The 15636-nt window shown below is 71.5% G+C and carries 13 protein-coding genes; 8 read left to right on the forward strand and 5 right to left on the reverse strand.

Annotation, left to right across the window (positions count from 1 at the left end; all coding sequences use genetic code 11):
• Positions 1-113 precede the first annotated feature (113 nt).
• Complete coding sequence (locus OG272_RS32075; RefSeq protein ID WP_405895355.1) at positions 114-287, forward strand: hypothetical protein; 174 nt, start codon at positions 114-116, stop codon at positions 285-287.
• Positions 288-331: 44 nt separating this feature from the next.
• Here the strand turns inward: OG272_RS32075 and OG272_RS32080 are convergent, their stop codons facing one another.
• Positions 332-1438: a threonine synthase gene (locus OG272_RS32080; protein WP_327727961.1), complete on the reverse strand. Its 1107-nt coding sequence runs from the start codon at positions 1436-1438 to the stop codon at positions 332-334.
• Positions 1439-1766: 328 nt separating this feature from the next.
• Here OG272_RS32080 and OG272_RS32085 point away from each other — a divergent pair, with 328 nt between their 5' ends.
• From OG272_RS32085 to OG272_RS32110, 6 genes are all read left to right on the forward strand, one after another.
• A complete protein-coding gene (locus OG272_RS32085) occupies positions 1767-2978 on the forward strand; it encodes a DUF4190 domain-containing protein (protein WP_327727960.1) in 1212 nt (403 codons plus the stop codon).
• Positions 2979-3125: 147 nt separating this feature from the next.
• Complete coding sequence (locus OG272_RS32090; RefSeq protein ID WP_326577978.1) at positions 3126-3878, forward strand: GntR family transcriptional regulator; 753 nt, start codon at positions 3126-3128, stop codon at positions 3876-3878.
• Positions 3879-4338: 460 nt separating this feature from the next.
• On the forward strand, positions 4339-4539 hold the full coding sequence (locus OG272_RS32095) for an SPOR domain-containing protein (protein ID WP_326577976.1): 201 nt from the start codon (positions 4339-4341) through the stop codon (positions 4537-4539).
• A gap of 45 nt (positions 4540-4584) precedes the next feature.
• Positions 4585-4989, forward strand: a complete 405-nt coding sequence (locus tag OG272_RS32100) for a (deoxy)nucleoside triphosphate pyrophosphohydrolase (RefSeq protein ID WP_327727959.1) — start codon at positions 4585-4587, stop codon at positions 4987-4989.
• A gap of 476 nt (positions 4990-5465) precedes the next feature.
• Positions 5466-5873, forward strand: coding sequence for an ATP-binding protein (locus tag OG272_RS32105; RefSeq protein WP_326577972.1), 408 nt, complete (start codon positions 5466-5468; stop codon positions 5871-5873).
• Between the two features lie 318 nt (positions 5874-6191).
• Positions 6192-8972: a SpoIIE family protein phosphatase gene (locus OG272_RS32110; RefSeq protein ID WP_405895356.1), complete on the forward strand. Its 2781-nt coding sequence runs from the start codon at positions 6192-6194 to the stop codon at positions 8970-8972.
• 50 nt (positions 8973-9022) lie between these two features.
• Here the strand turns inward: OG272_RS32110 and OG272_RS32115 are convergent, their stop codons facing one another.
• A complete protein-coding gene (locus OG272_RS32115; protein WP_405895357.1) occupies positions 9023-11347 on the reverse strand; it encodes a hypothetical protein in 2325 nt (774 codons plus the stop codon).
• 125 nt (positions 11348-11472) lie between these two features.
• Between OG272_RS32115 and OG272_RS32120 the strand changes: the two genes are divergently transcribed.
• The gene (locus OG272_RS32120; protein WP_405895358.1) at positions 11473-11751 is read left to right on the forward strand and encodes a hypothetical protein; all 279 of its coding nucleotides are present in this window, start codon (positions 11473-11475) and stop codon (positions 11749-11751) included.
• A 261-nt stretch (positions 11752-12012) separates the two neighbouring features.
• Here OG272_RS32120 and OG272_RS32125 read toward each other — a convergent pair whose 3' ends face one another.
• The 3 genes from OG272_RS32125 to OG272_RS32135 are packed head-to-tail and all read right to left on the reverse strand — an operon-like array spanning position 12013 to position 15615.
• Positions 12013-12789 (reverse strand): succinate dehydrogenase/fumarate reductase iron-sulfur subunit, encoded by a 777-nt coding sequence (locus OG272_RS32125; protein ID WP_327727956.1) that lies wholly within the window; start codon positions 12787-12789, stop codon positions 12013-12015.
• Positions 12790-12811: 22 nt separating this feature from the next.
• A complete protein-coding gene (locus OG272_RS32130; RefSeq protein WP_327727955.1) occupies positions 12812-14779 on the reverse strand; it encodes a fumarate reductase/succinate dehydrogenase flavoprotein subunit in 1968 nt (655 codons plus the stop codon).
• Positions 14779-15615, reverse strand: a complete 837-nt coding sequence (locus OG272_RS32135) for a hypothetical protein (protein ID WP_405895359.1) — start codon at positions 15613-15615, stop codon at positions 14779-14781. Before OG272_RS32135 ends, OG272_RS32130 begins: the two co-directional genes overlap by 1 nt.
• Positions 15616-15636: the final 21 nt, after the last annotated feature.

Here is a 15636-nt window from a genome sequence, read left to right on the forward strand (position 1 = left end):
GGTCGGCCCTTGGCTTCTTCCGTGTCGGGAACGTGGGGGTTTGGGGGTGTCGATCTCCTGGTGTGGGAAGTCCTTGAGCAGGCAGGCACATCAGGTCGGGGGAGGGGGACCACATGTGGGTGGCATTGGCGATACTCGGGGTGCTCGTCGTGTTCAACGGTGAGTTCCGGGTGCTGGCGGTCGCCGCCGGAGTGCTCCTGCTGTGGGTCGGGCACAAGCGGAGCAGCATGCTGCTGACGGCGGTCGGTGCGGGGTTCCTCGCGCTGATGCTGTACGCGGCGTACTGACCCACGGCTCCGGCGACCGGCTGCCGCGACGGGGCGTGGAGGCCTCAGCTTCCGGCCAGCCCCGTCTTCAACCCCGCTCCGCACAACGGCACGACCGCCGTGCGGGTCCCGAGCGCGCCCTCCCGTACGGCCGCCCAGCAGGCCACGCCCGTGGACTCGACGTACAGCCCGCGTGAGGCCAGGTCGCGTTGGGCGTGGCGGATCTGGTCCTCGGTCACGGTGAGGAAGGTGCCGCCGGAGTCGCGCACGGCGCGGAGGATCTGGCGGGCTCGGGGTGGGTGGGGGATGGCGATGCCCTCGGCGAAGGTGGGGGCCATGAGTGTGGTCCCGACAAGGTCGTCAGCGCCCTCGGTCCAGGCGTGGGCGAGCGGGGCCACGGCGGCGGACTGGACGGCGTAGAGGGCGGGGCGGCGGTCGATGAGGCCCGCCGCGTGCAGTTCGGCGATCGCGAGGGCCGCGCCCAGCAGCAGCGTGCCGTTGCCGACAGGGACGACGATCACCTCGGGGAGCCGGCCGCCGAGGTCCTCCCACAGTTCGTGGACGTACGTCTTGGTGCCGTGCAGGAAGTACGGGTTGTAGACGTGCGAGGCGTAGAAGACGCCGTCCGCGTCAGCCGCCTCGCGGGCCGTCCTGGCCGTGGCCTCGCGGTCGCCGTCGACGAGGTGGAGCTGCGCCCCGTGCGCCTCGATCTGCTCCAGTTTCTTGGCCGACGTGCCGAGCGGGACGTACACCGTGCAGGGCAGCGAGGCCCGGGCGCAGTACGCGGCGACCGCCGTGCCCGCGTTGCCGCTGCTGTCGGCGATCACCCGCCGGGGGCCGAGCCGCAGGGCCAGCTCGGCGAGCAGCACCGCGCCCCGGTCCTTGAAGGAGAGCGTGGGCATGAGGAAGTCGAGCTTGGCCCGGACGCCGTCCTTCAGCTCGACCAGCGGGGTCCGGCCCTCGCCCAGCGAGATCGTGGGCGCCGCCAGGGGAAGGCACTCCGCGTAGCGCCACAGGGAGTTCACCCGGCCGGCCAGGGACTTGAGCGATGCCGGTGTCGGTGCGAAGTCCAGGTCCAGGGGGCCGCGGCAGGCCGGGCAGCACCAGGCGAGGGAGGCGGCGGGGACGCGCGTGCCGTCCGTCGGGCAGAAGCGATCCGGCAGTGGGGTCATGGACGAAGGGTAGTTGGGGTGGTCGGGGTGGGCGGGGTTGTTGGTGACGGTGCGTCATGGTGGGCGGGGCGGTAGGGGCGGTAGGGGCGGCGATCCGAGCATCCGGGGCCGGGTGGGCTTCCCGGGGCACATCCCTTCCGCCTCAGTCCCCCGCCCGACGTATCGCCCACGCCCATCACCCGCTTACGATGCGCCCAGTCGTACGTCAGTTCCCACTCGGCCTGTTCCCTTCGGTCCGTTCACTCGGCCCGTTCCACTCCACTCGTTCCACTCCACTCGTCCCGCTTCACTCCTCCCACCCCGCTCGGCGCAAGGAGCACCCGTACCCGTGGCCACACCCCCGCCCCTCGGGCCCCAGCCACCTCACGGCGGTGGCTCGTTCGCGTCGCCAGGGCAGTCGCAGGCCGGGGGCGGGCAGCCGTATCCGTATCAGGCGGCTGCGCAGCCCTGGGGTCAGGCCTGGGGGCGGGCATATCCGGCGCCACCGCAGCCCCCGCCGGTCAACGGGCCCGCGATCGCCGCGCTCGTGCTCGGGGTGCTGTGCTTCCTGCCGGGCGTCGGGCTGTTGCTGGGGATCGTCGCGCTGGTGCAGATCAGGAAGAAGGGGGAGCGCGGCAAGGGCATGGCGGTGGCCGGAATCGTGCTGTCGACGATCGGCGCGCTGCTGATGACGCTCGCGTTCACCACGGGCGGCGCGCGCGACGCGTGGGACGGCTTCCGCGACGCCGCGAGCAGCGCGGGTGGCACTTTCTCGGTGGAGAAGGGCGAGTGCTTCGACTCGCCGAGCGGCTCCCTGGAGGAGTACGCGTACGACGTGGACATCGTGCCGTGCGACGGTGAGCACGACGCGGAGGTCTTCGCCGGCTTCTCGATGCCGGACGGCGGCTACCCGGGTGACGACGCGGTCACCGACGTCGCCGACGACCGGTGCTACGCGCGCTCGGAGGAGTACGCGATGGACGCCTGGGCGCTCCCGGTCGACGTCGACATCTACTACTTCACGCCCACGCGGCAGAGCTGGCGGTACGGCGACCGCGAGATCACCTGCATGTTCGGCAACGTGGACGCGGAGGGCAGCCTGACGGGCTCGCTGCGGCGGGACGCGACGACCCTCGACGACGATCAGCTCGCCTTCTTGGAGGCCGACGCGATCCTGAACGACGCCTTCGACCAGGTGCCCGACACGGAGTACGTGGAGGACGACCTGTCCGGGCACAAGGTGTGGGCGTCGCAGGTGGTGCGTGCCCTGGAACAGCAGACGTCCGCGTTGCGCGCGCACGACTGGGAGTCCTCCGCCGAGCAGGCGGTCACCGACTATGTCGAGGCTCTGGACGAGGCGCGCGAGGAGTGGGAGGCGGCGAGCGAGGCGAGCGACGCCGAGGACTTCACCGAGCACTGGGACAAGGCGTACCGGCTGACCGGCGGCCCGAAGGCCGTCACCGCGCGCGAGGCTCTGGGTCTGGCCACCGAGTCGCCGACGTACGACGACGAGGACGCCGGCGGGGGCGGTGGCGAGGACGGCTCCGGCGCGGAGGTGTGACGGCCTCCATAGTGGGGAGAAAGTGCCTGCGTAAAGCCCTCGCCGGGCACATGTCATCACATCGAGTGATTCTCTGGCCTTTGCTTGCATGGCCGAACCCACGGTTGCCACGCTGTTGCTGTCTGTACATCCTGATGGGAGCGGCCAGTGACTTTCGGTGAGCAGCCGGCGTACTTGCGCGTCGCGGGTGATCTCCGTAGGAAGATCGTGAGCGGTTCGCTGCCACCGCACACCCGTCTCCCTTCCCAGGCCCGTATCCGCGAGGAGTACGGAGTTTCGGACACGGTCGCGCTGGAGGCCCGCAAGGTGCTCATGGCCGAGGGGCTGGTGGAAGGCCGCTCCGGTTCGGGCACGTATGTGCGAGAGCGGCCGGTGCCGCGTCGGGTCGCCCGCTCCGGGTTCCGGCCCGCCGGCGGCGCCACACCCTTCCGGCAGGAGCAGGCCGACGCCGCGGCGCGCGGCACCTGGGAGTCGCGCAGTGAGCAGGTCGAAGCGGGCCGGACGATCGCCGAGCGCCTCGCGATCCAGCCCGGCGACCGCGTGATGTGCACCAGGTACACCTTCCGGGACGCGGGGGAGGCGATGATGCTCTCCACCTCCTGGGAGCCCCTCGCCCTCACCGGCCGCACACCCGTGATGCTTCCCGAGGAGGGGCCTCTAGGGGGCATGGGCGTCGTCGAGCGCATGGCGGCCATCGACGTCGTCGTCGACAACGTCACCGAGGAGGTCGGCGCCCGCCCCGGTCTCGCCGAGGAGCTGTTGTCCCTCGGCGGTGTCCCCGGGCATGTCGTCCTGGTCGTCCAGCGCACGTACTTCGCCTCCGGCCGCCCGGTGGAGACGGCGGACGTGGTGGTCCCGGCGGACCGCTACCAGGTGGCGTATCACCTGCCGGTGAAGTGAGCCCGGGACGCGGAAGTGGGTGCGGGGCGCCCCTCGTTCGGGAACCGGCTGATCTCACGTGTAAGGGGCTGTGGCATGGGCATGGGTCAAGTGGCCCTTGCCGGAGGGAAGTTGCCGCTGTCGGAGTCTCGGGACTCCGTCCGAACGTAGTTCGAATTCGGTCGTTCTTGGTCCCGGGGTACCAGGGTGCCCGGTAGTGGCCCGTTTCGTACGAACGGCACGGGACCGCTGCTCGTCGGAGCGCTGGGGGGCGCGCGGGTAGTGATCGACGGCGCGTTCGACGGGGTGCGCCCCCCTCGTCTTGGCTGGTTGCGTACCTCTTTGTGAAAAGGCAGATTCGCTGCGTGAAGGTTAGGCGTACGCTCGGGCATATGCGGATTGCGGTTTCCTTAGGTGGCGGGGCGCGACGTCCGGGGGTGGGACCTGGACGAGCCGGGGCGGGAAGGAGCGGTGGGGGTCGATGAACGACGGCACGATCACTCTTCCCTGGCTCGTCATAAGGCAGGACGACAACGGCAATCGCTACCGGGTGGGCAGGTATGCGACGCGCGCCGAGGCGCAGAAGATCGCGGACAGTCTCGACGGTCGCGGCCACAAGCAGCTCTACTGGGTCGAACGTATCGGCCAGAACGGCCAGAACGGGCAGACTGTGAGCAAGTGACGCACCCCGCCCGGTGCCCGTCTTCGCTCCCGTAGGCTCCCGCGCATGACCGAACCGATCGTGGTGGTGGGAGCCGCTCTGCTGAACGACGGGCGACTGCTCGCCGCGCGCCGCAGCGCACCGCCTGAGCTGGCCGGACGCTGGGAGCTGCCGGGGGGCAAGGTGGAGCCCGGTGAGCCTCCCGAGCAAGCGCTCGTGCGTGAGTTGCGCGAAGAGCTGGGTGTCGAGGCGAAGTCCGCGGAGCGGGTGCCCGGTGAGTGGGTGGTGCGGCCGGGGTATGTGCTGCGGGTGTGGATCGCCCATCTGCTGTCCGGTGAGCCCCGGGCGCTGGAGGACCATGACGAGCTGCGTTGGCTGACCGCGGACGAGGTGTGGGATGTCGACTGGCTGGACCAGGATGTGCCGGCCGTGATGGAGGCGGCGCGGATGGCTTGGGGCGACGGGGGGTGAGGGTCGCCCGGGGCCGGTGATGCGCCGCCGGGTGGGTGAGATTTCCCCGCCCCCGCCCGCCACCCCCCGCCGCGCCCCCGCCGCCCGTACCCGTCCTATCCCCAGGGGCGCCGCCCCTTCGGCCTCATCCCCAGGGGCGGCCGCCCCTACGGTCCCGGCCTCAGGGGCGCTGCCCCTCCGCCCTCGGCCTCCAGGGGTGCTGGTTCTCCGCCTCCGGCCTCCAGGGGTGCTGGTTCTCCGGCCCTTCACGGCTGCCGTCCCAAGCCGCCGTCTGGGGAGTGGTTTTTGGGCTGCGGGTCGAGTGTGGCCGGCCGCGCGGTTCCCCGTGCCCCTCGCGGGGCTGCTTCTCTGACGTGGTGCGCCCCCTACGCCGTTCGTGCCACGGTGCGCCCTCGTGCGCGGTACTACGGGATGGATATCGGGTATGTGCCCATTAACCCCATGAAACCGGACAGGGTCTGCTTCTGGACTGGGAAGTGATCGGCGTGATCGACAGCGGAGACGACTGCGCCGAGTGGACCTTTCCGGCGGAGCCGGGGGCGGTGCGGGACGCTCGCGCGGTGGTGCGAGGGCAACTGCGCGAGTGGGGACTCGATGTGCTCGGGGACATCACCGCCTTGTTGGTGAGCGAGCTCGTGACCAACGCGCTGCGGCACGCGACGGGACCCATCGGCGTACGGCTCGTGCGTCCCGCCGGCCCCTCCGGGGCACTCCTGGTCGAGGTCTCCGACCCGCTGCCCGATCCACCGCGTGAGCGCGCGGCCGATGTCGACGACGAGAGCGGCCGGGGTCTGCAGTTGGTGGCCTGTTCCTCGCGGGCCTGGGGTACCCGCCCCGGGGAATCGGGCAAGACGGTCTGGTTCGAGCTGGCGGTTCCCGGCTGAGCGGCCTTGTCGACGTACGGGGTGAAAATCCAGGTGCACGACGGGAGTCCACGGCGTACGGACCGGGGGCGGGGGGCGGCTCCCCGGGGCGCGCGTGCGACCGACTGGTTCAAGCCAGTAGAGCTGGCTGGAGTCTTTGATTCGAGGGGGCAACGCCTGGTTAGAAGACTTGGGAGTATGTCCCAGCCGGTCCAAAAACGATCGGGACCGTGCTGTGATCGTGAACACCGTGTTGCGCGGCGCCGTAGTGCTGGATACTGCGGGCAGCCGCCCCTGGTGACCGAAGCCGGACGCGGTGAGCTGGAGGGGACGGTTCGCGTGAGCGAGATACCAGCGAAGGCCACGGAGTCCACGGGGTCCAGGAACCCGTCGGACCGCGCGAGGCCCGAGGCCGCAGACGATTCCGGCCTGGGCGGAGCCACTCGCGACAGCGGGGCCGCACGCGACAAAACGGGCGACGACCCGACGGGTCGTGCGTCCGAGGGGCGTGCGTCCGGGAGTCGTGCGTCCGGCGTGCGGGTCGGTGATGCCGGCGCTTCCGCCGGTGGCGCGGGCGTCATGGGTGGTCACGGCACCGGTGACTCGATGTGGCAGACCAGCCCGCCCGGGTCCATGTACGACTACATCAAGGTGGCTTCGTTCTCGATCGGTCCTGACGGGCTCATCGACCAGTGGAGCCTGCGGGCCGAGCAGTTGTTCGGCATATCGGCGCGGCGGGCCGTGGGCATGGACCCCATCGAGGCGTTCATCGACCCCGACCGGCGTGAAGAGGGCCAGCGGAAGATGGCCGAGGTCCTCGACGGCCGGGAGTGGACCGGGGTGGTCCCCTTTCGCGTGCCGGGCCCCGACGGGGTGGAGGGACTCGCCGAGGTCTATGTGATGCCCACCACCGTGGAGGGTGGCGAACGGGCCGCCGTGTGCATCGTCGTGGACGTCCGGACCCTGCGCCGGATAGAGACCGACCTTGCCGCTTCGCAGGCAATTTTCGGCCAATCTCCGTTCGGGTTCCTTCTGATAGACACCGATCTTCGGGTAAGGCGTGCCAACCAGCGCTTCGCCTCCATCTACGGCGGCGAGGTCGACGACCACCGCGGCCGGGGCGTCCACGACTATCTGCAGTCCCCGGAGGCCGAGCGGGTCGAGGCGACCCTGCGGCGCGTCATGGAGACCGGCGACTCGATCACGGACATGCACATCACGGGCTTCGTGCCCGGCTCCGAAGAGCGCCGCCACTGGTCCATCAACCTCTTCCGCGTGCACAGCGGAACCGGCCGTCCCATCGGCATCGCCTGGCTCGCCACCGACATCACGGCCCGCCGCTCCGCCGCTCGTGAAGCGGCCGCCGCCCGGCGGAATCTCGCCCTCCTCAACGAGGCCGGGACGCGCATCGGCAACTCCCTCGACCTGGAGACCACCGCCCGCGAACTCCTCGACGTCGTCGTCCCCGGTTTCTGCGACCTCGCCACCGTCGACCTCTACCAGGGCCTCCTGATGGGCGACGAGACCCCGCCCGGACTCGCCGACGGCAGCGCCGAACTGCGCCGGGTCGCCTTCGCCAGCGCCGTCTCCGACGCGCCCTTCGTCGGCGGCCCCGCCCCCGTGCGGGTCGGCGCGGTGCACCACTACCCGTTCAACTCCCCCTGCGCCGACGCCCTGCGCACCGCACGCCCCCAGCAGGTGCCCGAGGAGGGCAACCTGATCCAGTCGACGCTCGCGGTGCCGATGGTCGCGCACGACACCGTCGTGGGGCTCGTGCAGTTCTCGCGCACGAAGGGCAGCGAGCCGTTCGGCGATCGCGACCGGGGCCTCGCCGTCGAGCTGGCCGCACGCGCCGCCGTCTGTATCGACAACGCGCGCCTCTACCGCCGCGAGCACGAGCGCGCCCTCATCCTGCAGCGCTCCCTGCTGCCGCCGGGCGACCCCGAGGCCTCCGGGCTCGACATCGCCTGCCGCTATCTGCCGGGCAACGCGGCCACCGAGGTCGGCGGCGACTGGTTCGACGTCATCGAACTCCCCGGCCACCGCACGGCACTCGTCGTCGGCGACGTCATGGGCCGCGGGCTGCGGGCAGCGGTGGCGATGGGCGAACTTCGTACGGCTGTTCGTACGTTGGCCCTGCTGGACCTCGAACCCGCCGAGGTCCTCTCGGCGCTCGACGAGATCGCCCGCGGCCTCGGCACCCCCGGCGGCGGCCAGTCGGCCTCCCGCACGTCCGCCGGCCGCCCCCGTGACAAGGACCTCTCCGAGGTCTACCTCGCCACCTGCGTCTACGCCGTCTACGACTCGGTGACCCGCCGCTGCACCTTCGCCAACGCGGGCCATCTGCCGCCGGTGCTGGTCGAGCCCGGTGAGAGCGCGCTGATGCTCGACGTGCCGCCCGGCATGCCGCTCGGCGTCGGCGGCGAGCCGTTCGAGGAGGTGGAGGTCGAACTACCCGAAGGCGCACTGCTGGCGCTCTACACGGATGGACTGGTCGAATCGCGTGACCATCCCCTCGACGAGGGCCTCCAGGCGTTCGTGGGCGCGCTCACCGACCCCGCCCAACCGCCGACCGCGCTGCGCGCCGACACACCCCGGTCGCTGGAGGATGTCTGCGACCACGTCCTCAACACCCTCGACACCCACCACGGCGAGGACGACATCGCGCTGCTGATGGCTCGTGTCCAGGGGCTGCCGGAGGACTCCGTCGGCGACTGGACCCTGCCGCGTGAGCCGCGCAGCGTGGGCCGCGCCCGTGAGTACGCGCGGGGGCGGCTGCAGGCCTGGAACCTCGAGCCGCTCATCGACACGGCGGAACTGCTGGTCAGCGAGCTGGTCACCAATGCGTTGCGCTATGGCGAGGGCGAGATACGGCTTCGGATGCTCCTCGACAGGACGCTTGTCTGCGAGGTGTGGGACGCGGGTCTCGTGCAGCCGCGTCGGCGCCGGGCCCGCGACACCGACGAGGGCGGACGCGGACTGCAGCTCGTCGGGCTGCTCTCCGCGGCGTGGGGCTCACGGCGTACGCCGCGCGGCAAGACCGTGTGGTTCGAACTGCCGTTGCCGGGTGGGGAGAACGGGCTGACGGATCCGGCGGAGGCGTTGCTGAGCCTGTTCTAGCGGTTCGGTTGCGGTTTTTGCGGTTCTCGCCTTCGTCGCCGGACCGCTTGTCAGAACTGGCCGCCTGATGTCCTGCGGGCGCGGGTCGCTGTTCCGCCGTAGCAGGCCGGGCCCCGTAGGTCGGCCCGGCCGGTGCCGTCGCGGGTCTCGCCGAGGATGATGCCGCCCAGGAGGGCGCCGGCCAGGCCGTCGCCGACCGGGCCGCCGTACGGGTTGCCGTACGCCCGTACGTCCTGCTCGGCCAGGTTCCGGGCCTCCTGGGCGAGAGCGTGGGCCTGGGCCAGTTGCGGGTGTCCGGTGTTCTCGGCGGCCCTGTCGATCTCGTCGGTTTGGTGGGCCCCGCCGGTCTTGTCGGTTTCGTGGGTCTCGTGGGTCTCGTCGGGGTCGGCGGAAAGCGTTGCCACCGCCTGCGCCAAGTGCCGTTCCGCCTCCGACAGTCGGGTCCTGGCCTTCGCGCCCACCGCCCCCCGGTGCGTGGTGATGAAGTCGGCCGCGGCGGCGACCGCGCTGCGGGACGGGAGGAGCGGGCGGCCCTGGCTGCGGAGGACGTCGAGGGGGTCGTCGTACGGGCCGGTGTGGGGGGCGCCCTGCTGCGCGAGCTCGCCGGCGCGTGCCAGCTCGGCGGCGAGCCGCTCCACCCCGGTCACGAACAAGTCCGCCTGGTCGATCGCGCCCTCGGCGGCCCGCAGGTGGACGGCCGCGGTGTCCAGGTCGCCCGGGTAGGCGGCCTGGCGGGCCCGGTTCAGCTCGGTGGTGGCGAAGACCAGACGGTCCTTGGCCTGCTCGACGTGGCCGGTGACGGGGAGGGAGGCGGCGGGGGCGTAGCCGTCGCGGAGGGCGGTGAGGGTGGTGGCCGCGGTCGCCGTACGGCCGGTCAGCTCGCGGAAGCGGGCCTCCGCGCACTCCAGGGCCGGGGTGATGTCGCGCTCCAGGGACCGGAGTTGATCGAAGGCGGGGGTCGCCGTGTCGAGCCGCCGCTGTGCCGTCGTGCACCGCGTGAGGATCTCCTCCAGCAGCGCGCGTTCCTCGTCGGGCGCCAGGGCGTCGCTCTCCTCGTCCAGCCGTTGACCCGCCACGAAGGCCGCCACCAGCTCACCCCGCGCATCCGCCAGCGCCTCCACGAACGGTTGCACCGCGTCCAGCGCCGCGGGAGTCTCCGCGAAGGGCTTGGCCAGATCCAGCACAACCCGCCCCTCCGGGCGCCACAGGACCGGGCCGGCCACCGCCGACTCCTTCTCGTGTGGTTCGGTGTCGTCGGTGCCGGGCTGCCCTTCGGCGTGCGGTTGGGTGGTGTTGGTACCGGCCGACCTCTCTGCGTGCGGCTGGGGGGCGTCGTGGCCGGTGGGGCTCGCCACGGACGTTCCGGCGTCGTCGCGACCCGCCGCCCCCTCGGCGTGTGGTTCGGTGTCGTCGGTAGCAGCCGACCCTGCCGCGGACGGCACGGGGTCGCCGTGGTCGGCGGGGCGCGCTGCGGATGGTTCGGCTTCGTCGTGGCTCGCCGGGCTCGCCGGGCTCGCCGGGTCGGGTTCGGCTTCGTCGTGGTCCGTCGGTCCGTCCGGGAGCGGCTCGGCGGCCCCCTGGCCCGGTCGGGCCGCCGCGAAGCGGAGTTCCTCGGCGCTCGTGCGGACGCTGTCGTCGGTCTCGACGAGCAGCCGCTGGGCTCGGCGGTGGAGGTCGGGCAGCGGGGTGGTCAGCGGTTCGAAGACGCCGGTCGGGGTCGTACGCACCTGGGCGCGGCGCCTGCGTCGTACGAGTGAGTACGTGGCCACGGCGACCGCCGCCCCCGCGGCGGCCACCGGCAGGATCAGATCCACCCCGGAGGCCTCGTCGTCAGTGGGAGCCGCCCCGCCGTCGGCCGGAGTCACGGACCGCGCGCCGACAGCCGCGGGTGCCGGCGACACCGCGTCGGCCGGGGACAAGGGTCCACTGCCGCCAGGAGCCAGGAGCCGTTCGTCGCTGCCCGGAGGCGTGGGTTGCTCGCCGATGGCCGGAACGGTGGACTGTCCGGTGCCGCTCGGGCCCTTGGGTGGGTTGGCGCCGCCGGGGGCCACGAACCGCTCGCCGTCGCCCGGAGTCACGGGTCGTTCGCCGTCACCCGGTGCCACGGCACGCCCGCTGGCGGCCGGAGGCACGGGGGGTCTCCTGTCGGAGGCCGGAGCTGCCGGATGCCCGCTGATGGTCGGCTCCACGGCCCTGAGCACGGACCGCTCGTCGGCGCTCGGTGCCGTGGCAGGCCCCTCGGCGGCCGTCTGTGTCGTCGTGGGCAGCAGGAGCCAGGCCATGGCTGCCAGCCCGCCGAACGCGGTGTGGGCCAGGCGCACGGCTATGTGCGACGTGGCGCTCCGCGCTCGGCTCTTTCTCAGACGCGACGTCACATTTGGGAGCGTATGGCCGGTGTCGCGCGGCCGCGAGTGGGATGGGGCGGAGTGGGGGAGGCGGAGCCTGGTGTCGGTGACGAGGGCATGCCGTGATCGACGTTCGCACGGGGGAGGCGGGCAGCGTGACGCGCATCGTGATCGGGTGCCTCGCGGCGGCCCTGGCGGCCACCGCCGTGTCCGGCGCCGTGTCCGGCGTCCTCGCGATCCGTACGCGGTGGATGTTGCCGTTGCCGTTGCCGTTGCCGTTGCCGTTGCCGTTGCCGCGCCGCGCCGCGCCGCGCCGCGCCGCGCCGCGCCGCGCCGCGCCGCGCCGCGCCGCGCCGCGACGCGGCCGGTTCCGTGGGGCCACGCTTCGCTCGCCCGCCGCGCGGGAATGCGCCCGTGGTGCTTCGGCAGGATGACCGAGCGCGCGGAGGGGTTCGGGCTGGCGGGCCTGATCCTGCTCGCTCCTCACGAACGCGGTGCTGTCGTACCTCGCGACCCGCCCCGGTCGCGTCACCACCCCATGACGGCCGCGCGCGGACCGGCCCTCACCCGCAACGACCCGACGCCCGGGCCCGAGCCCGCGCCGCCGTGGCTGCGGGCCGCCACCTCGCCGCGCCGCCGCCGCTGTGCCGCGACCGCGCGGCGGGGAGCGGAAGGGCACCCACGTTCTCGGGCCCTCACCCCGCCGAGGAACGCCTCCTGATCTTCGAGCCCAGCCACACCAGCGGGTCGTACTTGCGGTCGGCGGCACGTTCCTTGAGGGGGATCAGCGCGTTGTCCGTGATCTTGATGCCTTCGGGGCAGACCTCGGTGCAGCACTTGGTGATGTTGCAGTAGCCGAGGCCGTGTTCGTCCTGGGCCGTCTTCTTGCGGTCCAGGCCGGTGTCCTCCGCCGCGTCCAGCGGGTGCATGTCGAGTTCCGCGACGCGCATCAGGAAGCGCGGGCCCGCGAAGGCCGGCTTGTTCTCCTCGTGGTCGCGGACGACATGGCAGGTGTCCTGGCAGAGGAAGCACTCGATGCACTTCCGGAACTCCTGCGAGCGGTCCACGTCCTCCTGCATCATGCGGTACTCGCCGGCGCCGAGCTTCTCCGGCGGTACGAAGGCCGGGACCTCACGCGCCTTGGCGTAGTTGAAACCCACGTCCGTGACCAGGTCGCGGATCACGGGGAAGGCCCGCAGCGGCGTCACGGTGATCGTCTCGTCCCGCTCGAACACCGACATCCGGGTCATGCACATCAGCCGGGGGCGACCGTTGACCTCCGCCGAGCACGAACCGCATTTGCCCGCCTTGCAGTTCCAGCGGACGGCGAGGTCGGGGGCCTGGGTCGCCTGCAGACGGTGGATGATGTCGAGCACCACCTCGCCCTCGTTGACCTCGACCTCGAAGTCCTCCAGGCCGCCGCCCCGCACATCGCCCCGCCACACCTTGAAGCGGGCCTGGTAGCCGCTCATGACCGCGACTCCTCGTAGCTGCTCACTCGTACAGCTCCTCTTCGGCGAGGTACTTGACCAGCTCCTCCTTGTCGAAGAGGGCGAGCAGGTCGGGACGGATGGCTTCGGTGGTCTCACGGGTGAGGTCGATCCGGCCGACGACCGCGTGCGTGGCCGCCGGCCCGCCCGTCGGGTCGGTGAGCCGGCAGAGCAGATTGATCCGGCGCCAGTCACGGTCCATCGCCGGGTGGTCCTCGCGGGTGTGGCCGCCACGGGACTCCGTGCGTTCCAGCGCGGACCTCGCCACACACTCGCTGACCAGCAGCATGTTCCGCAGATCCAGGGCGAGATGCCAGCCGGGGTTGAACTGCCGGTGCCCCTCCACCCCCGCCCGGCGCGCCCGCACCCGTAGATCGGCCAGCTTCTCCAGCGCCTGCTCCATCTCGCCCTCGCGGCGGATGATGCCGACCAGGTCGTTCATGGCCTGCTGGAGCTCCTGGTGGAGGGTGTACGGGTTCTCCGGCGGCCGTCCCTCCTCCTGCCCCGGCGCCGGGCCCTCGGCGGAGAACGGGCGCAGTGCCTCGGCGGCGGCCGTGTCGACCTCGATGTCGTCCACCGGGGGGCGCGAACCGGCGAGGCCCGCCGCGTACTCGGCCGCGTGCAGCCCGGCCCGGCGGCCGAACACCAGCAGGTCGGAGAGGGAGTTGCCGCCCAGCCGGTTGGAGCCGTGCATACCGCCGGCCACCTCACCAGCCGCGAACAGGCCCGGCACCCCGCGCGCCGCCGCCGTGTCCGACTCGACCGCGATCCCGCCCATCACGTAGTGACAGGTGGGTCCGACCTCCATCGCCTCCGCCGTGATGTCGACGTCCGCCAGCTCCTTGAACTGGTGGTACATGGAGGGGAGTCGGCGGCGGATGGTCTCGGCCGGCATCCGGGTGGACACGTCCAGGAAGACCCCGCCGTGCGGCGATCCCCGGCCCGCCTTCACCTCGGCGTTGATGGCCCGCGCCACCTCGTCACGCGGCAGCAGCTCGGGCGGGCGCCGGTTGTGGTCCGGATCCTCGTACCAGCGGTCGCCCTCCTCCTCGGACTGCGCGTACTTCTCCTTGAAGACGTCCGGGATGTAGTCGAACATGAACCGCTTGCCCTCGGAGTTCCTGAGCACCCCGCCGTCCCCGCGCACCGACTCCGTGACGAGGATGCCCTTCACCGACGGCGGCCAGACCATGCCCGTCGGATGGAACTGCACGAACTCCATGTTCAGCAGGGGCGCGCCCGCGAGCAGGGCGAGCGCGTGGCCGTCGCCCGTGTACTCCCACGAGTTCGACGTCACCTTGAAGGACTTGCCGATGCCACCGGTGGCGATGACGACGGAGGGTGCCTCGATGACGAAGAACCGGCCCGACTCGCGCTCGTAGCCGAAGACACCGGAGACCCGGCCCGCGGCGGAGCCGCCGTCGGATGCCGTGTCCTTCAACACCCGGGTGATCGTGCACTCCTGGAAGACTTTCAGCCGGGACTCGTAGTCACCGGTCTCCTTGTGGTCCTCCTGCTGCAACGCCACGATCTTCTGCTGGAGGGTGCGGATCAGCTCCAGGCCCGTACGGTCGCCCACGTGGGCGAGGCGCGGGTACTCGTGGCCGCCGAAGTTGCGCTGCGAGATGCGGCCGTCCTTCGTACGGTCGAAGAGGGCGCCCCAGGTCTCCAGCTCCCACACCCGGTCGGGGGCCTCGCGCGCGTGCAGCTCCGCCATCCGCCACTGGTTGAGGAACTTGCCGCCGCGCATGGTGTCGCGGAAGTGGACCTGCCAGTCGTCACCGGAGTTGACGTTGCCCATGGCGGCGGCGATGCCGCCCTCGGCCATCACCGTGTGGGCCTTGCCGAACAGGGACTTGCAGATCACGGCCGTACGGGCGCCCCGCTCACGGGCCTCGATCGCGGCGCGCAGTCCGGCACCGCCGGCCCCGATCACGACGACGTCCCACTCCTGTCGATCGACCACGGACATCAGAACAACCTCGGATCGTCGAAGGCGCCGGACGCGACCAGGTACACGTAGAAGTCGGCGAGCGCCACGCTCACCAACGAGGCCCAGGCGAGCTGCATGTGACGGGCATTCAGTTTCCCGACCCACTGCCACATCCGGTAGCGCACGGGATGTTTGGAGAAGTGCTTGAGCTTGCCGCCGACGATGTGCCGGCACGAGTGGCAGGAGAGGGTGTACGCCCAGATCAGCACGATGTTGACGAGGAACACGAGGGTGCCGAGGCCCATGTGGCCCCACTCGTAGTGCTCGTCGCGGAAGGCCAGCACGGTGTCGTAGGTGAGGATGCCGGCGACGAGCAGGGCGGCGTAGAAGAAGTACCGGTGGAGGTTCTGCAGGATCAGCGGGAACCGGGTCTCACCCGAGTACTTCTTGTGCGGCTCGGCCACCGCGCAGGCGGGCGGGGACGCCCAGAAGCCGCGGTAGTAGGCCTTGCGGTAGTAGTAGCAGGTCAGGCGGAAGCCGAGCGGGAAGATCAGGATGATGATCGCCGGTGAGATGCCCCACCAGCCGCCGAAGATCTCCCAGTTGGGGCCGCCGTGCATGGGCTCGCAGCGTTCCGCCAGACAGGGCGAGTAGAACGGCGAGACGTACGGGGCCGCGTAGTAGTGCTCGTCCGCGAAGGCCCGCCATGTCGAGTAGACGATGAAGGCCAGCAGTCCGGCGGCCGTGGCGGCGGGGGCCAGCCACCATCGGTCGGTGCGCAGATGCGGGGCGGAGATCGCGGCGCGCGTACGGGTCCGCACGCCGCCGCGCTGTGGAAGGGGTTCTGTTGCCGGTGGTTCCGTACCAGTGGCCAACGGGGGACTCCCGGTCGGGTT

Origin of the sequence: Streptomyces sp. NBC_00104 (assembly GCF_045160825.1) — a bacterium.
Classification (GTDB): Bacteria; Actinomycetota; Actinomycetes; order Streptomycetales; family Streptomycetaceae; genus Streptomyces.